This window comes from Fontisubflavum oceani, from assembly GCF_030407165.1.
GTDB lineage: Bacteria > Pseudomonadota > Alphaproteobacteria > Rhodobacterales > Rhodobacteraceae > Rhodophyticola > Rhodophyticola oceani.
The window spans coordinates 616,763-635,453 of the sequence record NZ_CP129111.1 but is presented as its reverse complement, the minus strand read 5'-3'; the positions used below and the strand labels follow the sequence as shown (position 1 = coordinate 635,453).

Sequence of the window (18,691 nt, the reverse complement as noted above, 5' to 3'; positions counted from 1 at the left end):
TAAGCACCCCTGTAATTGATCGAGATCAAAGCGGGGTCAAGCCACTCCTATTCCGGTGATAGAAATGACCAATCGCCAGCTCGCCCTGCCACAACAAGATTGCGCCGACTGCCCGATCCGTCATCGGGCCGTTTGCGCGCGCTGCGAAACCGATGAGTTGGATCATCTGGAGTCCATAAAATACTATCGGAAGTACGAAGCTGGTCAGACGATTGTCTGGGCGGGTGACAAGATGGATTTCGTGGCGTCGGTGGTCGAAGGGGTGGCCTCGCTGACCCAAACGATGGAAGACGGGCGTCGCCAGATGGTGGGGCTTTTGTTGCCCAGTGATTTCCTCGGCCGCCCGAATCGCGACACGGCCCCTTATGACGTCGTGGCCTCGACCGATGTGCTGATGTGCTGCTTCCGCCGGACCCCGTTTCAGCAGTTGATCGCCGATACGCCGCATATCAGCCAGCGGCTTCTCGAGATGACGCTGGACGAACTGGATGCGGCGCGGGAATGGATGCTGCTTCTGGGCCGGAAGACCGCGCGGGAGAAGATCGCTAGCCTTTTGAGCATCATCGCGCGGCGCGATGCGAGCCTGAAGGATTTGCCATCGACCGGCGAAGTGTCGTTCGATCTGCCGCTCACCCGCGAAGCGATGGCTGATTACTTGGGCCTGACGCTAGAAACCGTGAGTCGCCAGATGTCAGCGCTGAAGCGCGACGAGGTGATCCGCCTGGAAGGCAAACGCCACATCACGATCCCCGATTTCGATCTCCTCCTGGACGAAACCGGCGACGATGCTGATGGCGGGATGCTGGCCTGACGGCTTTTGCCTCTCCAAACAAGCTTGGATTCATCAGGTAGCCGCATTGCGGGCAGGCCGAACCTTCAGACCCAATCGGTTTCATGATTGAGTGCGCTTCGCGGCGCATGAATAACAGCGGAACGGCTCAATCCCATTCAGGAGCGTTGGCGCAATGGCACATGATCTCACCACGCGAATAGACGGTCTCTTCTTCGGCAGAGTCGAGAACCGTTGGGAGGGGCGCGACCCTTCCGCTATTGGGAAAACAGCGGTAACCGGTCGGCGTGTCATCGAGGAAAACGGATTTGTCGAGGATGCCCAAGCCGATCTTGTGCATCACGGCGGGCGGGACAAAGCCATCCATCACTATGCAGCGGATCACTATCCAGATTGGATCGCGGAAGGGGCGATCCCCGAGGGAACACGACCTGCTGCTTTTGGCGAGAATATCTCGACATGCGGTATGACCGAAGAAACGGTGTGCATCGGAGATATCCTGAAATTGGGTATGGCCACCGTCCAGATCAGCCAAGGGCGGCAGCCGTGCTGGAAGGTCGCGGAACACACGACTAATCCCCGCATGGCGGCGCTCTTCACGAAAAGCGGGCGAACGGGCTGGTACTATCGCGTTCTGGAGAACGGCACCGCCGGGGTGGGCGATGAGGTGCGCCTTTTGGAACGGCTGCACCCAAGGTGGTCGGTCAAACGCGTCACGCTGGGTCGCCTGACGCGGCGTGTCTCGCCACAGGATGCAGAGGTCCTGGCGCATATGCCGGAATTGGCAGAGGGCTGGCGGAGCGCTTTTGCCAAGATGGCAGCGGGCGACCGAGGCGAAGACACCTCCAAACGCCTCAACGGCTAATGCGACGAAAACGCTTGGCCACCCCAAGACAAGCCCCAGTCCTTCTCTCGAAGGTTGCGATATCTATTTAGGCACCCATGAGGCGTGGAAAATGAGGGCTCCACGCAGGCCCTCAGCGAAACGAGAATGAAATGTTCGAACGCCCCTGCCGACAAAGAGGGGCGTTCAGGCTATTGAGCCGAAGCCGCTTAGTGCGCCATCAAGACCGGCACGATGGCATTCTCCAGCAGGTTCCGTGTCGCCCCGCCCAAAATCGCTTCGCGGAAGCGGGAATGGCCATAGGCGCCCATCACCAGGAAATCGGCGTTTTGATCCTGAACATGTCGGTTGATCACATCCGAGACCCGCGGCAGCGTTTGCGCCACGATTGAGACTTCCACTTGGCACCCATGCCGGTTGAGCATCTGGCAGAGCTCAGCACCCGGATCGGCAACCTCCGCCGCGTGGCGTTGTGGGTCGATGATCAGGATATTGACCAGTTTCGCGGTTTTCAGGATCGGCAATGCCGCGCGAACCGCCGAGAGGGCCTCAGCCGATTCATTCCAGGCGATGACAACCCGTTCCGGCGTCGCCGTGACCGGCTTGTCGCCGCCGGGCAGAACCACGGCGGTCGCTTGGCCTTGGAACATCGCCGCTTCGACCACAACCGGCGCGTCAGAGGTCTGCCCCTCACCATACGGCTTCGGCAACATAACCATGTCAGCGAACCGAGCCCGGCGGGCGACGATTCCGGCCACGCTGGCCGTCTGCGTGACCAGAGCTTCGATCCCCCATGAGATTTCCGTCTTCTCCAAGCGGGCGCGGGCGGCAGCTTCGATCTCGCTGGCCAGGGCTTGCGCTTGAGCGAGGGTCTCTTCATGCATCAGCGCCGTCGCGCCAGCAAAATAATACCCGGTCTGTGTGCGGTCGATCCCGAGGCAAAGCACATCAAGATGCGCGCCTTCGGAACGGGCGAAGGGCAGAGCAGCCTCTAGTACGGGGCCGACCTCTGCCGGATCGGTGAGAATTGTCAGAATGCTCTTATAGGCCATATCAAACCTCCTCGGTTGCAAGCTTTTCTCAGGATTAGACCGGGGCGGGACGTCGCACCTTGACCTGCGTCAAGACAATTGGGGCCGGGGTTTGACATGGATCAAGGCCATAACCCCCTGTCCTGCGCGATGTGGGGTCAGATGGAACAGCTCCGGACGGCTCGACTCGAGTCGGAACCGGGGAATGACGAAGGGACGATCTATGCTTGATTATGTAAAGCTGCTGATCCTTGGCTTGGTGGTGCTTTGTGCAGCCATCGCAGCCAATTACGCCCGGGATATGGTTTATATGATCCATATGATCCTGGTGATGATCACGGCGGGTGGCCTGTTTATCTGGCAACTCCGTCGCACTGGTGAACCGGCGGTACCGGTTCCGACACATGAATATATGGACGGGCCCGTGCGTGCCGCCGCGATTGCCACCGCCTTCTGGGGGTTGTGGGCTTTCTCGTGGGCGTGGTCATCGCCTTCCAGCTGGCTTATCCGCAGCTCAATTTCGATTGGGCGGACGGGTATCTGAACTTCGGTCGGCTCCGTCCTCTGCATACATCTGCGGTGATCTTCGCCTTTGGCGGTAACGCGCTTCTGGCCGCGTCTTTCTACATCGTGCAGCGGACTTCGGCGGCCCGGATGTGGGGCGGCGGTCTGACCTGGTTCGTCTTCTGGGGCTACCAGTTCTTCATCGTTCTGGCGGCATCTGGCTATGTCTTGGGCTCGACCCAAAGCATGGAATACGCCGAACCCGAATGGTATGTGGATCTCTGGCTCACGATCGTTTGGGTGGCCTTCCTCCTGGTCTTCGTTGGCACCCTTTTGAAGCGGAAAGAGCCGCATATCTACGTCGCTAACTGGTTCTTGCTCAGCTTCATCGTCACGGTGGCGATGTTGCATGTGGTTAACAACCTGGTTGTGCCGGTCTCCATCTTCGGCTCGCGCTCGGTTCACGTCATGTCGGGCGTACAGAGCGCGATGACACAGTGGTGGTACGGCCATAACGCGGTGGGCTTCTTCCTGACCGCCGGCTTCCTGGGGATGATGTACTACTTCATCCCGAAGCAGGCCGAACGCCCGGTCTACTCCTACAAGCTTTCGATCATCCACTTCTGGGCCCTGATCTTCTTGTATATCTGGGCCGGTCCGCACCACCTGCATTACACCGCGCTGCCGGATTGGGCCTCGACCCTCGGCATGGTGTTCTCGGTGATCCTGTGGATGCCCTCCTGGGGTGGTATGATCAACGGTCTGATGACGCTCTCGGGCGCTTGGGACAAGCTCCGGACCGACCCGATCTTGCGGATGATGGTGACCTCGGTGGCCTTCTACGGCATGTCGACCTTCGAAGGTCCGATGATGTCGATCCGTGCGGTCAACTCGCTCAGCCACTACACCGACTGGACGATCGGTCACGTGCACTCCGGCGCGCTTGGCTGGAACGGTATGATCACCTTCGGGATGCTCTACTATCTCTTCCCGAAACTCTGGAACCGCCAGGCTCTCTACAGCCTGCGCCTGGTCAGCTGGCACTACTGGCTCGCCACGATCGGCATCGTGCTCTACGCGTCGTCGATGTGGGTGACCGGGATCATGGAAGGCTTGATGTGGCGTGAAGTGGATGCGCAGGGCTTCCTGGTGAACTCCTTCGCCGACACGGTGGCTGCCAAGTTCCCGATGTATGTGGTCCGCGGCTTGGGTGGGGTGATGTTCCTCTCCGGTGCGCTGATCATGGTCTACAACCTCTGGATGACTGTGAGGAAGGGTACCGTGAAATCGGACGCCCCTGCCGCAGCGCCTGCTGAATAAGGAGGGTCGAAAACATGGCAACTCTCGACGGACATAAGAAGATCGAGACCAACGCGACCCTTCTGCTGACACTCAGCTTTCTGGTCGTGACCATCGGCGGGATCGTGGAAATCGCGCCCCTCTTCTACCTGGAAAACACGATTGAGGATGTAGAGGGCATGCGCCCCTACTCCCCGCTCGAGTTGGCAGGCCGGGAAGTCTATATCCGGGAGGGCTGCTATGTCTGCCACTCCCAGATGATCCGGCCAATGCGGGACGAGGTGGAGCGCTATGGCCACTACAGCCTGGCGGCGGAATCGCAGTATGATCATCCGTTCCAGTGGGGTTCGAAACGGACCGGGCCCGATCTGGCCCGGGTCGGTGGCCGCTACTCGGATGAATGGCATGTGGACCACATGACCGATCCGCAATCGGTTGTGCCTGAATCGGTGATGCCGCCTTATGGCTTCCTCTCCGATAACGTGCTGCAGCCGACCTATATCGCGGATCTGATGGAAACCCATCGCTTTGTCGGCGTGCCTTACACCGACGAAATGATCGAAAACGCTCAGCTCGATTTCATCGAACAGGCGACCGATTTCGGCGATAGCGGTGTCGTGGAACGCTACCCTGGCGCGCAACAGCGTGACTTTGACGGGCAGCCGGAAGTGACCGAGATGGATGCGATCATCGCGTATCTGCAGATGCTGGGCACGCTGGTCGATTTCTCGACCTTCACGCCCGAAGAAGCTGCGGAAAGCCGGTAAAGGAGCAAGAAGATGGAAGACACCTACACCATCATGCGGATCTTTGCCGGAAGCTGGGGCCTGATGTTCCTGCTTATCGCGTTCCTGGCGGTGATCGTATTCACCCTCAGACCCGGCAGCCGCAAAGTGCATCGCGACACGGCCAATATCCCGTTTCGGCATGACGACAAGCCGGCGGCGGATGACACCGCTGCTCCCGCCCAGTTGAAGGAGGCGCGGCAATGACCGACGACAAGAACAAACATCCCGACGAGCAGATCCTGCAAGAGGGCGACCCCGATACCACCGGCCATGTCTGGGACGGCATCAAGGAGTTCAACAACCCGCTTCCACGCTGGTGGCTTTGGACCTTCTACGGCACCATTGCCTGGGGATTGCTTTACACGATCCTCTATCCGGCGTGGCCGCTGATCAACAGTGCAACGCCGGGGCTGTTGGGCTACTCGACCCGTGCCAATGTGGCCGAGGATATTGCCGAGTTCGACAGCATGAACGCTCCGATCCGGGCGCAGATCGAAGAGGTCGAATTGGCGGCAATCAATGCTACCGATAACCCAGATCTCTACAGCTATGCGATCCAAGGCGGGGCCGCGACCTTTGCGACCTGGTGTTCCCAGTGTCACGGCTCGGGTGCGGCGGGCGTGCAAGCCTCGGGCTATCCGAACCTGCTCGACGATGACTGGCTCTGGGGCGGCACGATCGAAGACATTCACTACACCGTGTCCCACGGGATTCGGAATGAGGATGATCTCGACGCGCGCTACTCTGAGATGACCGCTTTTGACGAGATCCTCACCGATGAGGAGATTGCCAGCGTCGTGCAATATGTCCGCAACATCTCCAACCAAGAGGCGGACGCGACCTTGGCGGCGGCTGGCGAGAGTGTCTATCTCGACAATTGCGCCGCCTGTCACCTGGATGACGGCTCGGGCGACCGGTTCCTCGGCGCGCCGAACCTGACCGATGCGATCTGGCTCTATGGCGGGTCCGAAGAGGCGATTGAGCACACAGTGCGCTTTTCCCGCTTCGGCGTGATGCCCCCTTGGACCGAGCGTCTGTCCGAGGCTGAGATCCGCTCGGTCGCGGTCTATGTCCACTCTCTGGGTGGCGGCGAATAGGCAGCCTAAAGCGCTGATAAACATAACGAAGGCCCGGTGGGATACCCCGCCGGGCCTTTTTTGTTTCGACCGATCAAGCGCCTCCGGCCGGGGCAAGGGCTTCCGCATTCTGTTGGAGCGAAAAAGAGCTGAGCGATTCAAATAATTCGTGACTTCTTGATTCATGTCAAAGCTGCGCGCCATCGGAGTCGATACTCCAAGTTCAAGACACATCTCCACGATGATGTGTTTCTGATTGGCGGCCTCCCAGTGACCGCCTCAAAACACCGAAGGCCCCTCCCGGTCTTTGGTTCTGGCACCGGTCTTGGTCCTGTTCGCGCGTTTCCTACAAGACCGGTGCCCACTCCCCCTACGCTCTAAAAGGCACTGATCCAGCGGTCGATTCGCGATACGCTCCACGGTGAGTCAGAAGAAGCCGTGCCCATGTCCGATCTCCCCTACGATGCCGCCCTTGCACGCTACGCTGAGATTGTAGCTGCTCATCCCGGCATCGATCTCAAAGGTAAGGCCAATCCCTATACCGCGATGAACGGCAATATGTTCAGCTTCTTGGATAAGGCCGGTGTGCTCTGTCTGCGGCTCGCCAAGGCCGATCGCGACCAGTTCATGGCGGACCACAAAACGGCCCCGGTGGAGCAGTATGGTGCGATCATGAAAGAGTATGTGGCTGTGCCCGAAGCACTTGCCGCTGATCCGGATCAGGTCGCAGCGCTCTTCGCGCAATCTGTCGCCTACGCGGAAACCTTGAAGCCGAAAAAGACCACGCGAAAGTGACGCTACGGCCGCCCCGCGCGTATCGCCGCAGGCCGCTTTGTCTCATCGTTGTAGTTGGCCTTCACAACTAAATGACGGGCAGGGTTTGATCCACGTCAAGGAGCCTGCGCGCGCCAAACCCTAGAACAGAATTGCGCAGGATCAGAACAACCTAGGAGCGAGTCCCGTCATGAGTGCCACGGAAGAGCCACAAAAGCTCTACGCCGCCCGCGAACCTGTTTTTCCGAAACGGGTCTCCGGTCAATTCCGCAATCTCAAATGGATCATTATGATCGTGACCCTGGGGATCTACTACATCACCCCCTGGATCCGGTGGGATCGTGGGCCAGCACTTCCCGACCAGGCCGTGCTGATCGACATGGCGAACCGGCGCTTCTTCTTCTTCTGGATCGAGATCTGGCCGCACGAGTTCTATTTTGTTGCGGGCCTTTTGATCATGGCCGGTCTCGGCCTGTTCCTCTTCACGTCTGCGCTTGGGCGAGTCTGGTGCGGCTATACCTGTCCGCAGACCGTTTGGACCGATCTCTTTTTTGCGGTTGAGCGCTGGATCGAGGGTGACCGAAACGCTCGGCTTCGCCTCTGGAAAGCGAATTGGGATGCCAAGAAAGTCCGGCTCAGGATCACCAAATATATCGCCTGGCTCGCCATTGCGGTGGCCACTGGCGGGGCCTGGGTGTTCTACTTTGCAGACGCCCCGACGCTTCTGGTCAATCTGGTCACGCTTCAGGCGCATCCCGTGGCCTACACCACCATCGGCATTCTAACCGCGACCACCTTTGTCTTTGGCGGGTTCATGCGCGAACAGGTCTGCATCTATATGTGCCCTTGGCCGCGCATTCAGGCCGCAATGATGGATGAGCACTCGATCACGGTTGCCTATCGCGATTGGCGCGGTGAGCCGCGCGGGCGTGGCAAGGATCGCCACGAGGGTGAGGGGGAGGCGGCGCTCGGCGACTGCATTGATTGCAATGCCTGCGTTAATGTCTGCCCTGTCGGGATTGATATTCGCGACGGCCAGCAGTTGGAATGCATCACCTGCGCGCTCTGCATCGACGCTTGCGATGACATCATGGAGAAGATTGGCAAGCCGCGCGGTTTGATCGACTATATGGCGCTGACCGATGAGGAAAACGAGCGCGCTGGCAATCAGAAGATTTCGATCTGGAAGCACATTTTCCGGCCTCGGACGATCCTCTATACGGCGCTCTGGTCCGGCATCGGCATTGCGCTTGTGGTGATGCTCTTCATCCGGTCCGAGATCGATATGACCGTCGCGCCGATCCGCAACCCGCAATTTGTCACCATGAGCGATGGCTCGATCCGCAACACCTATGACATCCGGATTCGCAACATGAGCCATGATGACAGCACGTTCCAAATCACGCTGACCTCCGAGGCGGCGTTGGAGGTTGGGTTGGAGGGCACGGATCTGCTGACCGTCGATGTGCCCGCCGACACGACTCATCTGCAACGGGTCTATGTCACTGCGGCACCTGGATCTGACCCGGCCAATCGGGAGCGCACGGATTTCCGCTTCTGGGTGGAAGATCTGCAAAGCACCGCCCGCACGTCACGCGATACCGTCTTCAACGGGAGAGATATGGAATGAGCAGCGAAACCAAACCGGGCCGCGAACTGACCGGTCGTCATGTGTTGGCGATCTTCGTTGGCGGCTTCGGCCTGATCATCGGGGTCAATCTCTTCATGGCCTATAACGCGGTCTCGACATTCCCCGGGCTGGAGGTCTCCTCCAGCTACGCGGACAGTCAGGATTACGACCTGCGCCGTGAAGCTCAAGAGGCGCTCGGCTGGAACGCATCGGTGGCGGTGGACGGGGATATCTTGACCCTGACCATGGTCGATGATGCGGGTCAGCCGGTCGCTCCGGCGGAGCTCAACGCGCTCCTAACCCGGCCAACGAACCAACGGGAAGACCAGCTTCTTGAGCTGAGCCGGGTCAATGGCGCCTTTACTGCGCCGGTTCAGGTGTCCGAGGGGCGCTGGCGCCTGCGCCTGACGGGCACGGCCCGCGATGGGACCGACTATCGCCACAACATCACTTTCACGCTGAGAGAGTAAGCGCGCGCATGTCGGCCACCTATGACCATACCAGCCCGGCGGCTTGCCCGGCATGTGCCGGGGCACCGGCGGCGGAGGCTCTCGCCGAGGTGCCGCAGGATGCGCGGCTGATGTTGTCTTTGCCGACGATCCACTGTGCGGGCTGTATCTCGGGCGTGGAGCGGGCCTTGATGGCAACCCCGGGGGTGCAGGACGCGCGCGTGAACCTGACTCTGAAACGCGCCTTGGTTGAAGCCGACGTGGGGGTCACCGCCGAGCACCTGACGCAGGTTCTCGACCGTGCTGGGTATGAGGCCCATGAACTGGACCCCGGCGTTCTGGCCACCACCGAAAACGACCGCCGGGGCCGGGATCTCCTGATGCGGCTTGCCGTCGCGTTCTTCGCGATGATGAACGTGATGTTGCTCTCGGTCGCCGTCTGGTCCGGGGCCGAAGACGCCACCCGTGATATGATGCACTGGATTTCGGCCGCCATCGCCATCCCGGCGGTGATTTTCTGTGGTCGACCGTTCTATGTTTCCGCTTGGTCTGCGCTCCGGGTCCGGCGCTTGAACATGGATGTACCGATCACTCTGGCGATTGTGCTCGCTGTTGGCACCTCGCTCTATGAGACCGCGAATTCCGGCCACCACGCCTATTTCGATGCCGCCATCGCGCTCTGCTTCTTCCTTCTGGCAGGCCGCTATCTTGACCATCGCACCCGCGCCTCCGCCCGATCCGCCGCTCAGGAGTTGCCGCGCTGGAAGTCCCCCGCGCGCTGCGCCTGACGGAAAACGGCGAAGAAACCGTCTCAGTCACCGAACTTGCCATAGGCGAGTTGGTCCTGGTGAAACCCGGCGGACGAATCCCCGTTGATGGTCGCGTGACGGAGGGCAGCTCCGAGATCGACCGGGCGCTTATGACGGGCGAGAGCTTGCCCGCCTATGCCGGGCCGGGGTCCGGGGTTAGCGCGGGCGAAGTCAATCTCACTGGTCCGCTGACCATCGAAGTCACCGCCGCGGGCGAAGACACCGCGCTGCATCGGATCGCCGATCTGGTCGCCGTGGCCGAAGCGGGCCGGAACAATTACACCTCGCTCGCGGATCAAGCGGCCAAGCTCTACGCGCCGGGCGTGCATATCCTCTCGCTCCTCGCGGCCATCGGCTGGTGGCTCTACACCCAAGATTTGCGCATCTCGCTCAACATTGCGGCGGCGGTTCTGATCATCACTTGCCCCTGCGCCTTAGGCCTCGCCGTGCCAGCGGTGACCACCGCCGCCTCGGGCCGCCTCTTCCGCAAGGGTATGTTGATCAAAGACGGCACCGCGATGGAACGTCTGGCCGAGACGGACACCGTCGTCTTCGACAAAACCGGCACCCTGACCCTTGGCGCGCCGCAGCCCGTCGGCCTGGAGGAACATCCGAAAGAGGCGATGCGCGTGGCCCTGGCGCTGGCCCAAGCCTCCGCCCACCCTCTGGCAGAGGCGCTCACATCGGCGCTCCGCAAGCAGACCATTCGGCCCGCCCGCCTCGACGGGCTCACCGAAGTACCGGGTTATGGCATCGAAGCCACTTGGAAAGGGCAGCCCGTCCGCCTGGGCCGCGCCGCATGGCTCGGCGCGGAGGCTCCTGATGTCACCGCGACCTTCTTGCAGATCGGCGAGGCCACGCCCTTGGCGATCACCTTCACCGACAGCGTCCGTCCGGGTGCCGCCGAGGCCGTGGCCGCCCTCAAGGCCCAAGGCAAGCGCCTGATCTTGATATCGGGCGACACAAAGGGCGCCGTCACCCGTTTTGCTGCCGAGATCGGCATCGATGAGGTGATCGCCGAGGCGCTGCCCGAAGAAAAAGCCGCCTTCGTCGCGGATCTGGCCGGGCAAGGTGCTAAAGTGCTTATGGTCGGCGATGGCCTCAACGACACTGCAGCGCTCGCGGCCGCCTATGTCTCGATCTCACCCGCATCCGCGCTTGATGCGGCGCGTTCGGCCTCCGATATGGTCCTCCTGGGTCGTGATCTCTCACCCATTGCCGATGCGCTGACCACCGCGACCCAAGCCCGCAAACGGATCCATGAAAACTTCACGCTGGCGACGATTTACAACGTTCTCGCGGTGCCTTTCGCCATTGCGGGCCTTGCCACACCGCTCATCGCGGCCCTTGCCATGTCCTCATCGTCGCTTACGGTGTCGCTCAATGCATTGCGCTTGAAATAGGCCGCTCTATGGACGTTCTCGGCATCCTTATCCCCGTTTCGCTCTTCTTGGGTGGCGTTGGACTTGCGGCGTTCTTCTGGATGCTCAAACGGGGCCAATTCGAAGACCCGGACGGCGATGCGCATCGCATCCTGCGCGACGACTATGATGACGCGCCGAAAGACTAGCCGCGTCTAACCATCTCAGGATAAAAGAGACGCCCTTGCCATCTCTCCATGGCAATGCGGTCTACGGAGGGCTCCCGAAAAGGGGCGTGACGCAGGCCGCCGCACCCCTTCTTTACGGCCCATAGGTTGTGCAGGTCACCGCCCGTGCCATCAACCGCGCGCAGGCGCGCGCGGCTTGTTCCTCGGTCATGCCGTCAAACCGGGCTTCAAACCCACCGGCGCGATTCACCACGCGGCGGAGCGCCTCGTCGAACGTGCCCAACTCCGCCAAGGCCGTCGTCAACAACAGCCGCTCTGCGGAATTTTGCGTCGGATAGCGCCCCAGCGAGACCCCATAAAGCCGACTTCCGGTCGATGACGCTCGCGTCACGATTTCCGGCTCGATCGGTGCCGCCCGTGCCACAACTTCTGTTACATTCACTGGCCGGGGCGCAGGCGGGGTATCGGGCGGCGTCAAAGCAGCAACCTCGATCACGGCATCCTCAGCCGTGCTTTCGGTTTCTGCGGCGTCTGCGACAAGCACGTCTTCGGCCACGGCCTCTGCAACAGGATCCTCGGCCACGTCTTCTGGCACCTCTTCAAGCACCCCTTCGACGGCTGCATCTATCGCGGCCAGAAGGGCGGGCGAGGCCTCTCGGACCGGCCGCCGCACGGGTACGACGCTCTGCGCGACCGCCAAGCTTTGCGGACGGCTGGGTTGGTGCGGATCATTATCATATGTCGGCAGGCTAGGCCGCCTGATTGTCGCGCGGCTCGGCGCCCGAGCGAAGCCCATATCGAGCAGCTCCATAATCCGCTGGTTGCGCGTTGCGGTGGAGCGGCCGCCGAAGACTGTCGCAATGATCCGCTCCTGCCCCCGTTCGGCCGAGGCCACCAGGTTGAACCCTGCCGCCCGGGTGTAGCCAGTCTTGATCCCATCCGCGCCACGATAAGCGTCCAGGAACCGCCGGTTCGTATTGCGCACCGTGGCAATCCCCGCATCGGTCGAGCGGCGCGAGAAGATGTTGTAATACTGCGGGTAATCAAAAAAGATCCGCCGCCCCATCGTCGTCATGTCGCGCGCGGTGGAGAGATGCCCCTCTTCGGTCAGGCCATGGGCGTTTCGAAAGGTTGTGCGCGTCATACCCAACGCACGCGCCGTGCGGTTCATCCGCCGGGCAAAGGCCGCTTCGGAGCCTTCAATTGCTTCGCCAATCGCCGTCGCCGCGTCATTGGCCGAACGCACCGCTGCGGCGCGTACCAAATAGCGGAGCGCAATCCGTGACCCGGACCGGAGGCCCAGTTCCGAGGGGGCTCCGCTGCGGCGTTGGAGGAAATCGTCACCTGCGTGTCCATGGTGATCTCGCCCAAGCGCACCGCTTCGAACGCGATGTAGAGCGTCATCATTTTGGTTAGCGATGCCGGGTGCAATCGGGTATCGGCGTTGCGAGAATGCAAAACCTCACCAGTGCGCGCATCCATAACCATGGCGGCGTAGGGGGCCGCCCCGGCTTGTTGCGACAAGCTGAATATGGCGCAAAATAGCGCGAGTGCCCCAAAAAGGGCCGGGAGAAACCTTCGATGTATCACGAGACCTGCTCTATCTGCCTCTGGTGCCGTCTTTGCGGCGATTGAGGGAATCCTAGGCGATTTTTTCAAAGAAATCCATGACAAAGACGATAAAGACCGAGGCATTTTTGGGGCAGTTGCAGCGGGTTAGCATATTTGGCGGCCTTGCCGCCTTCAGCCGCTACATCTTCGCTGCCCCATGACAATCGGTCGCGTGACCTCCCGGGCCGGGCTTGCTAACAGAGCGCAGATGAGAAGGACCGCGCCGATGAGTGACCTGTTTGATACCCGCAAAGCCCGCGCCTCGACCTGGTTCCGCCGGTTGCGGGACGAGATCGTCACGGCTTTTGAAGCCTTGGAAGACACGCAAGGCGGAGAGGGGGCTCCGGGCCGATTCGAGATCAAAGAGACCAAGCGCGCCTCCGAGGATGGCTCGGATGCCGGCGGCGGATTGATGAGCGTGATGCGGGGCGGCAAAGTCTTTGAAAAGGTTGGGGTCAATGTCTCCACCGTCTATGGCACGCTCGGCCCCCGCGCGGTGCAGGCGATGGCGGCCCGCAAGGACCTGAGCGGGCTGAAAGATGATCCACGCTTCTGGGCCTCGGGCATTTCCTTGGTGGCGCATATGCAAAACCCGCGCGTCCCGGCGGTGCATATGAACACAAGGATGTTTTGGACGCCGCATGGCTGGTGGTTCGGTGGCGGCGCGGATCTCAACCCGGCCATTGAATACGAGGCCGATACCGCCGCCTTTCATGCCGTATTGAAGGATCACTGCGACCGTCACGACCCGGAATACTATCCCAAATTCAAGGCTTGGGCCGATGAGTATTTCTATATTCCCCATCGTGGCCGGGCGCGCGGTGTCGGCGGGATTTTCTATGACGACCTGAATACCGAGGATTGGGACGCCGATTTCGCCTTTACCCAAGATGTGGGCCGGGCGTTTCTTCCGGCGTTTTTGGGTGTGGTTGAGGCCCGGCGGCATGAAGCATTCACCGAGGAAGACCGCGAGGCGCAGCTTGTTCATCGCGGCCTCTATGCGGAGTATAATCTGGTCTATGACCGGGGCACGAAATTCGGGCTCGAGACCGGGCATGATGCGAATGCGGTCTTGATGAGTCTGCCGCCGATTGCGAAATGGATCTGAGGATAGGTTACGAAAAATCGTCGATCCGGAGTTTTTTGTAACCTATTAAGCGGCGCCAAGAAGGTCGCGATAAATCGCGATGATCTTCTGCGCCTCGCCTTCAATCCGGAAATTCTGCACGACATGGGCACGTGCGGCGGCGGCTTGCCGGGCGCGATCTTCTGGACAGTCTAGCAACTGCGCGGCGGCCTCGATCATCGCCGGAACATCGCCGGGCGGGATCAGCGCGCCGGTTTCTCCGGGCACCACCAGTTCTTCAAAGGCCCCGACCGTCGTGGCCACAACCGGCACAGCGCAGGCCATGGCTTCCAGCGGGGTGAGGCCGAAGCCCTCCCACCGCTGCGGGGCGATGAAGAGATCCAGGGCCTGATACCATTTGGCGACGTCATGAACCGGGACCTCGGGCGGGAAGAGCAGCCGATCGGCCAGGCCCGCCGCCGCGACCTTTGCTTTCAAATCACGCTCAAAGCCGAGATGTTTCTCGGTCGCGCGCCCCATGACGATGGCCGCCGCATCCGGGCGATCTCGCAGCACCTCGATCATCGCATCGACAAAGACATCCGTGCCCTTTTGCGCCCGAATGCGCCCGAAACACCCGACCAGCGGCCCGGGCGGAAGGCCAAGCGATGCTTTGACGGCAGCGCGGTCGACAGGCGGAGAGAAGCTTTCCGTATCAATGCCATGCAGGATCACTGTCGATGGCCGATCAAGATAGCCAGCGGTCTTTTGCGAGGTGGAAATCACCGCATCCATCTGCCGGATCAGCCATTTGGAATAGCCCGTGTGTTGTCTTTGCGACGCAGAGGTGAAGAGCAGTTTCAACCGTTTCCGAAAGAGATGTTTCAGCACCAGCCCGGCCAACATTTCTGAGTTCCGCCGCGCGTGCCACACCCTGTGACCTGACGGGCCTTTGGCGGGCATAGTCAGCAGATCGCTGCGCCGGATTTGCGGTACATGGGTCGGCAAAGCGGGCGCGACGGCGGCAATCGCAATCTCTTGTGCTTGCAGCGGCACCAGCCGCACAACCGTCGCCGTGACGCCAGAGAGGCGGCGCTTGAAATTCGGCGCGATCACATCGATTTGCGCAGGGTCGAGATAGCTCGTCATGATGGGCGCTTAGCGGCCTTGGGCGGTTCAAGCAAGGACTGCGCGGAAATCCGTCTCATAGCCTTCGGCCTGGATGCTTTCGCCACGCGCCACCATCGCACCGAGCCGCCCCAGCTCATCACAACACTTCGCGCCTGCGCCATTGCCGCCGGTCAAGAGCGTCAGACCATCGGACAGCCGGTCGATATAGGGATATCCGGTGGTCGTGAAGCTGACGGCGCAACTGCCCGTATGGGTGCCTTGAATGGCGAGATCGGGCATCAGGGTGCGGAGATGGGTGAGGAGTGTCTCGCTGACCTGCGCGTTGCCATCTCCTTGAAACCATGTGGTGATGTCAGATCGGTTAGTCAAAAGTGGGCTTTCATCTTCGCCGCCGATCTTCAGGTAAAGCTTGCCATCGGGATAGCGGATCGGCGGCAGGAGGTAGAGATCGTAGGCCAACCCTTCGGGGATGAAGATCAGGCTCGGCATCTTTGCCAGGCGGGCGGCTTCGGTCTCATCAACTTGAGCAAAGGCGATGGTGCGGGCATAGACTCTCATCTCCGGGCGGGCCGGGAGCAGATCATCCGTATGCGCATAAGCGCCAGTTGCCATCACGACGTGACCGGCGGCAAGTGTGGTGCCATCTGCGAAGTGCAGCTTGTTTTGGTTCAGGGCCGTGACGGCTTGTGGGATGATCTCTGCGCTGGCTTTCGAGGCCAGGAGGCTTTCCGCATCCCGCAAGGCGCGGGGGTTGATCGTACCGCCGCTGGCTTCCCAAGCGGCCTCTGTGCCGGGCGGGAAGGTGAACTCGGGGAACCGCCGGGGAAGCGTCGCGTCGTTGTGGTGCTCATGTGGGATGTCGAGCGCGTCGGCGACTTTCAGGAAGCTCTCGGTAAAGTCACTGCCGGGACCCGCGCGCGGGCCTGCCATCATGCCCCCTGACGCGGTGAAAATCTCTAATCCGCTTCGCGTTTCAAGATCGGCATAGCGGTCAATTGACCGGCTTGAGAGCCGTGCCCAATCCACGTCATGAGCCAGGCGACGGGTGATCCGGCCTTGGTCGTGATGGCTGCCGAAGGGGCCGGAATGCGTTATTCGGTCGGCGGGCTCATTCGGGCCGATCAGCGCGACGGACGCCCCGCTCTCCGCCAGGTATCGGGCGCAGGCGCTGCCCATCATGCCGCGTCCGATCACCGCGAAATCGACGGGTTTGTTCATCCGGTGTCCCTTCTTGTGCTAGCTCCGGATCGCCTCCAGCATCCGGTGCACATTCTCGGGGTCCGCATCTGGTGTAATGCCATGACCCAGATTGAAGATATGCGGCCCGCCCTTGAGCGCCTCGATAATGGCGCGGGTTTCATCGACCAGGGGCTGCCCGCCGGTGACCATATGTTTTGGGTCCAGGTTGCCCTGAATACAGCTATCGGGCTGCAAATGCTCCGCCGCCCAAGCAGGATCGACATTGGTGTCGATGGCCAGCCCATCCGCGCCGACCGCCTTGGCGAAGCCGATATAGGCCTCGCCCGCCTGGCGAGGGAAGGCGATGACGGGCAAGCCCGGGTGGCGGGATTTCAGTTCTGCGATGATCCGCTTGGCGGGTGCGAGTGCGTATTTGGTGAAATCCTCGCCGTTCAGCGACCCGGCCCAACTGTCGAAGAGTTTCACAACCTCCGCCCCGGCGTCGACCTGTTTCGAGAGATACTCAATCGTCGCTTCGGTCAACAAATCCAGGAGTGCCTCAAACGTCGCGCGATCCTCGGCTTTCAGCTTATGGGCCGGGCCTTGATCCGGGGTGCCGCGCCCGGCGATCATATAGGTGGCGACGGTCCATGGCGCGCCCGCAAAGCCGATCAGCGCGGTATCGGAAGGCAACTCACGGCGCAGGATTCGCAGGGTTTCGTAGATCGGCGCGAGGTGATCGTGGATGTCGTCTTTGCCTTTGAGCGGCGCGAGCCCGTCCGGCCGGGTGATGGTCGACAGGCGCGGGCCTTCGCCGGTGACGAACCAGACATCCGCGCCAAGTGCGTCCGGCACCAAGAGAATGTCAGCAAACATGATCGCCGCATCGAACCCATAGCGGCGGATCGGTTGAAGCGTCACCTCAGCGGCGAGCTCGGAGTTATAGCAGAGCGACAGGAAATCCCCCGCCTCGGCCCGGGTGGCGCGGTATTCCGGCAGGTAGCGCCCGGCCTGGCGCATCATCCAAACCGGCGGGATGGGGAGGGTTTCGCCAGCCAAGCTGCGAAGGAGTTTTTTCTCAGTGCTCATCAACGGATCCTTTGTCTGGCGCGCACCGTCTGGTGTGGGCGGCGAAGTGTCAAGACGGGCTCCGTTGTCACCACCGGCGGGCTTGGATAGAGAGGGGCATGACCGTTGATTTGCCCACCCCCGCAGAGCCTTTGAAGATTGGCACCAGAGGCTCGCCGCTGGCGCTTGCGCAGGCGCATGAGACGCGCGATCGGCTGGCCGCTGCGTTCGATTTGCCGCAGGCCGCGTTTGAGATCGTGGTGATCAAGACCACGGGAGATAAGGTGCAGGACCGGCCGCTGAAGGAGATCGGTGGCAAGGGGCTCTTCACGAAGGAGATCGAAGAGGATCTGCTGTCCGGCGCAATCGATATCGCGGTGCATTCGATGAAGGATATGCCGGTGGCGCAGCCGGAGGGGTTGCTGCTCGATACCTATCTGCCGCGCGAGGATGTGCGCGATGCGTTTGTGTCCCTTGGTTTCGACAGCCTGGCCGCTTTGCCTGCGGGGGCGCGGGTTGGCACCTCAAGCTTGAGACGGGCGGCGCAGCTTCGGGCGCGGCGGCCCGATCTGGAAGTTGTGGAGTTTCGCGGGAATGTGCAGACGCGGATGAAAAAGCTTGGCGATGGGGTGGCCGATGCGACCTTTCTGGCCATGGCCGGGTTGCGCCGGTTGGGGATGGAAGAGGTGGTGAAATCCGCGATTGCCGTGGAGGACGTGTTGCCCGCCGTGGCCCAAGGCGCGATTGGGATCGAGCGGCGTGCAGCGGACAGTCGCGCGGCGGCGCTCTTGGAAGCGATCCATGACGGGCCGACGGGGCAACGCTTGGCCGCCGAGCGGGCATTTTTGGCAGGGCTGGACGGGTCTTGCCAGACGCCGATCGCCGGATTGGCGGAGTTGGAGGGCGGGATGCTCCGGCTCAGGGGTGAGATTTTGCGGCCCGACGGGTCGGAGACACTGCAGGACGAGGCCAATGCGCCAATCGAAGATGGCGCGGCGCTTGGCGCCGAGATGGCGGCACGCTTGCGCGGCCAAGCCGGCCCCGGATTTTTCGACTGGATCACCGATTAGGGTCTCTTGACCTTCCCGTGACT

At 61.3% G+C, this 18,691-nt stretch carries 15 protein-coding genes and 3 pseudogenes; 13 read left to right on the top strand and 5 right to left on the bottom strand.

What is annotated here, in order from left to right:
* The first annotated feature begins 64 nt into the window (after positions 1-64).
* Positions 65-811: a transcriptional regulator FnrL gene (fnrL, locus tag QTA57_RS03205; protein ID WP_171557137.1), complete on the top strand. Its 747-nt coding sequence runs from the start codon at positions 65-67 to the stop codon at positions 809-811.
* Positions 812-965: 154 nt separating this feature from the next.
* The gene (locus QTA57_RS03200; protein ID WP_290153556.1) at positions 966-1,655 is read left to right on the top strand and encodes an MOSC domain-containing protein; all 690 of its coding nucleotides are present in this window, start codon (positions 966-968) and stop codon (positions 1,653-1,655) included.
* A gap of 188 nt (positions 1,656-1,843) precedes the next feature.
* Here QTA57_RS03200 and QTA57_RS03195 read toward each other — a convergent pair whose 3' ends face one another.
* Positions 1,844-2,686, bottom strand: a complete 843-nt coding sequence (locus tag QTA57_RS03195) for a universal stress protein (RefSeq protein ID WP_145212801.1) — start codon at positions 2,684-2,686, stop codon at positions 1,844-1,846.
* 202 nt (positions 2,687-2,888) lie between these two features.
* Between QTA57_RS03195 and ccoN the strand changes: the two are divergent.
* The 9 genes and pseudogenes from ccoN to ccoS all read left to right on the top strand — a co-directional run bounded on the left by ccoN (position 2,889) and on the right by ccoS (position 11,564).
* Positions 2,889-4,489: pseudogene (gene ccoN / locus QTA57_RS03190) on the top strand (cytochrome-c oxidase, cbb3-type subunit I).
* 14 nt (positions 4,490-4,503) lie between these two features.
* Positions 4,504-5,235, top strand: coding sequence for a cytochrome-c oxidase, cbb3-type subunit II (ccoO, locus tag QTA57_RS03185; RefSeq protein ID WP_145212796.1), 732 nt, complete (start codon positions 4,504-4,506; stop codon positions 5,233-5,235).
* A gap of 12 nt (positions 5,236-5,247) precedes the next feature.
* Positions 5,248-5,460 (top strand): cbb3-type cytochrome c oxidase subunit 3, encoded by a 213-nt coding sequence (locus QTA57_RS03180; RefSeq protein ID WP_145212794.1) that lies wholly within the window; start codon positions 5,248-5,250, stop codon positions 5,458-5,460.
* Positions 5,457-6,353 (top strand): cytochrome-c oxidase, cbb3-type subunit III, encoded by an 897-nt coding sequence (ccoP, locus tag QTA57_RS03175; protein ID WP_290153552.1) that lies wholly within the window; start codon positions 5,457-5,459, stop codon positions 6,351-6,353. The genes QTA57_RS03180 and ccoP overlap by 4 nt, the downstream gene beginning before the upstream one ends.
* Positions 6,354-6,776: 423 nt before the next feature.
* A complete protein-coding gene (locus QTA57_RS03170) occupies positions 6,777-7,127 on the top strand; it encodes a hypothetical protein (protein WP_290153550.1) in 351 nt (116 codons plus the stop codon).
* A 169-nt stretch (positions 7,128-7,296) separates the two neighbouring features.
* Positions 7,297-8,736 carry a cytochrome c oxidase accessory protein CcoG gene (gene ccoG, locus QTA57_RS03165; protein ID WP_290153548.1) on the top strand — a complete coding sequence of 480 codons (1,440 nt, stop codon included), beginning with the start codon at positions 7,297-7,299 and terminating at the stop codon, positions 8,734-8,736.
* Entirely contained in the window at positions 8,733-9,206 is a 474-nt protein-coding gene (locus QTA57_RS03160) for a FixH family protein (protein WP_290153547.1), read from the top strand. The genes ccoG and QTA57_RS03160 overlap by 4 nt, the downstream gene beginning before the upstream one ends.
* A gap of 8 nt (positions 9,207-9,214) precedes the next feature.
* Positions 9,215-11,397, top strand: a pseudogene (locus QTA57_RS03155) (heavy metal translocating P-type ATPase).
* Between the two features lie 8 nt (positions 11,398-11,405).
* On the top strand, positions 11,406-11,564 hold the full coding sequence (gene ccoS / locus QTA57_RS03150; RefSeq protein WP_145212777.1) for a cbb3-type cytochrome oxidase assembly protein CcoS: 159 nt from the start codon (positions 11,406-11,408) through the stop codon (positions 11,562-11,564).
* A gap of 112 nt (positions 11,565-11,676) precedes the next feature.
* Here ccoS and QTA57_RS03145 read toward each other — a convergent pair.
* A pseudogene (locus tag QTA57_RS03145) lies at positions 11,677-13,031 on the bottom strand (serine hydrolase).
* 349 nt (positions 13,032-13,380) lie between these two features.
* On the opposite strand from QTA57_RS03145, the gene hemF reads away from it, so the two are divergent.
* Positions 13,381-14,262, top strand: coding sequence for an oxygen-dependent coproporphyrinogen oxidase (gene hemF / locus QTA57_RS03140; RefSeq protein WP_290153545.1), 882 nt, complete (start codon positions 13,381-13,383; stop codon positions 14,260-14,262).
* A 45-nt stretch (positions 14,263-14,307) separates the two neighbouring features.
* Here hemF and QTA57_RS03135 read toward each other — a convergent pair whose 3' ends face one another.
* From QTA57_RS03135 to hemE, 3 genes are read right to left on the bottom strand one after another with little or no spacing between them, the layout of a single operon-like run.
* Positions 14,308-15,369 carry a glycosyltransferase family 4 protein gene (locus QTA57_RS03135; protein ID WP_290153543.1) on the bottom strand — a complete coding sequence of 354 codons (1,062 nt, stop codon included), beginning with the start codon at positions 15,367-15,369 and terminating at the stop codon, positions 14,308-14,310.
* Between the two features lie 27 nt (positions 15,370-15,396).
* Positions 15,397-16,569, bottom strand: a complete 1,173-nt coding sequence (locus QTA57_RS03130; protein ID WP_290153542.1) for an NAD(P)/FAD-dependent oxidoreductase — start codon at positions 16,567-16,569, stop codon at positions 15,397-15,399.
* A gap of 18 nt (positions 16,570-16,587) precedes the next feature.
* Positions 16,588-17,619: a uroporphyrinogen decarboxylase gene (hemE, locus tag QTA57_RS03125; RefSeq protein WP_290153540.1), complete on the bottom strand. Its 1,032-nt coding sequence runs from the start codon at positions 17,617-17,619 to the stop codon at positions 16,588-16,590.
* A gap of 98 nt (positions 17,620-17,717) precedes the next feature.
* On the opposite strand from hemE, the gene hemC reads away from it, so the two are divergent.
* Positions 17,718-18,668: a hydroxymethylbilane synthase gene (hemC, locus tag QTA57_RS03120; protein WP_290153539.1), complete on the top strand. Its 951-nt coding sequence runs from the start codon at positions 17,718-17,720 to the stop codon at positions 18,666-18,668.
* Positions 18,669-18,691: the final 23 nt, after the last annotated feature.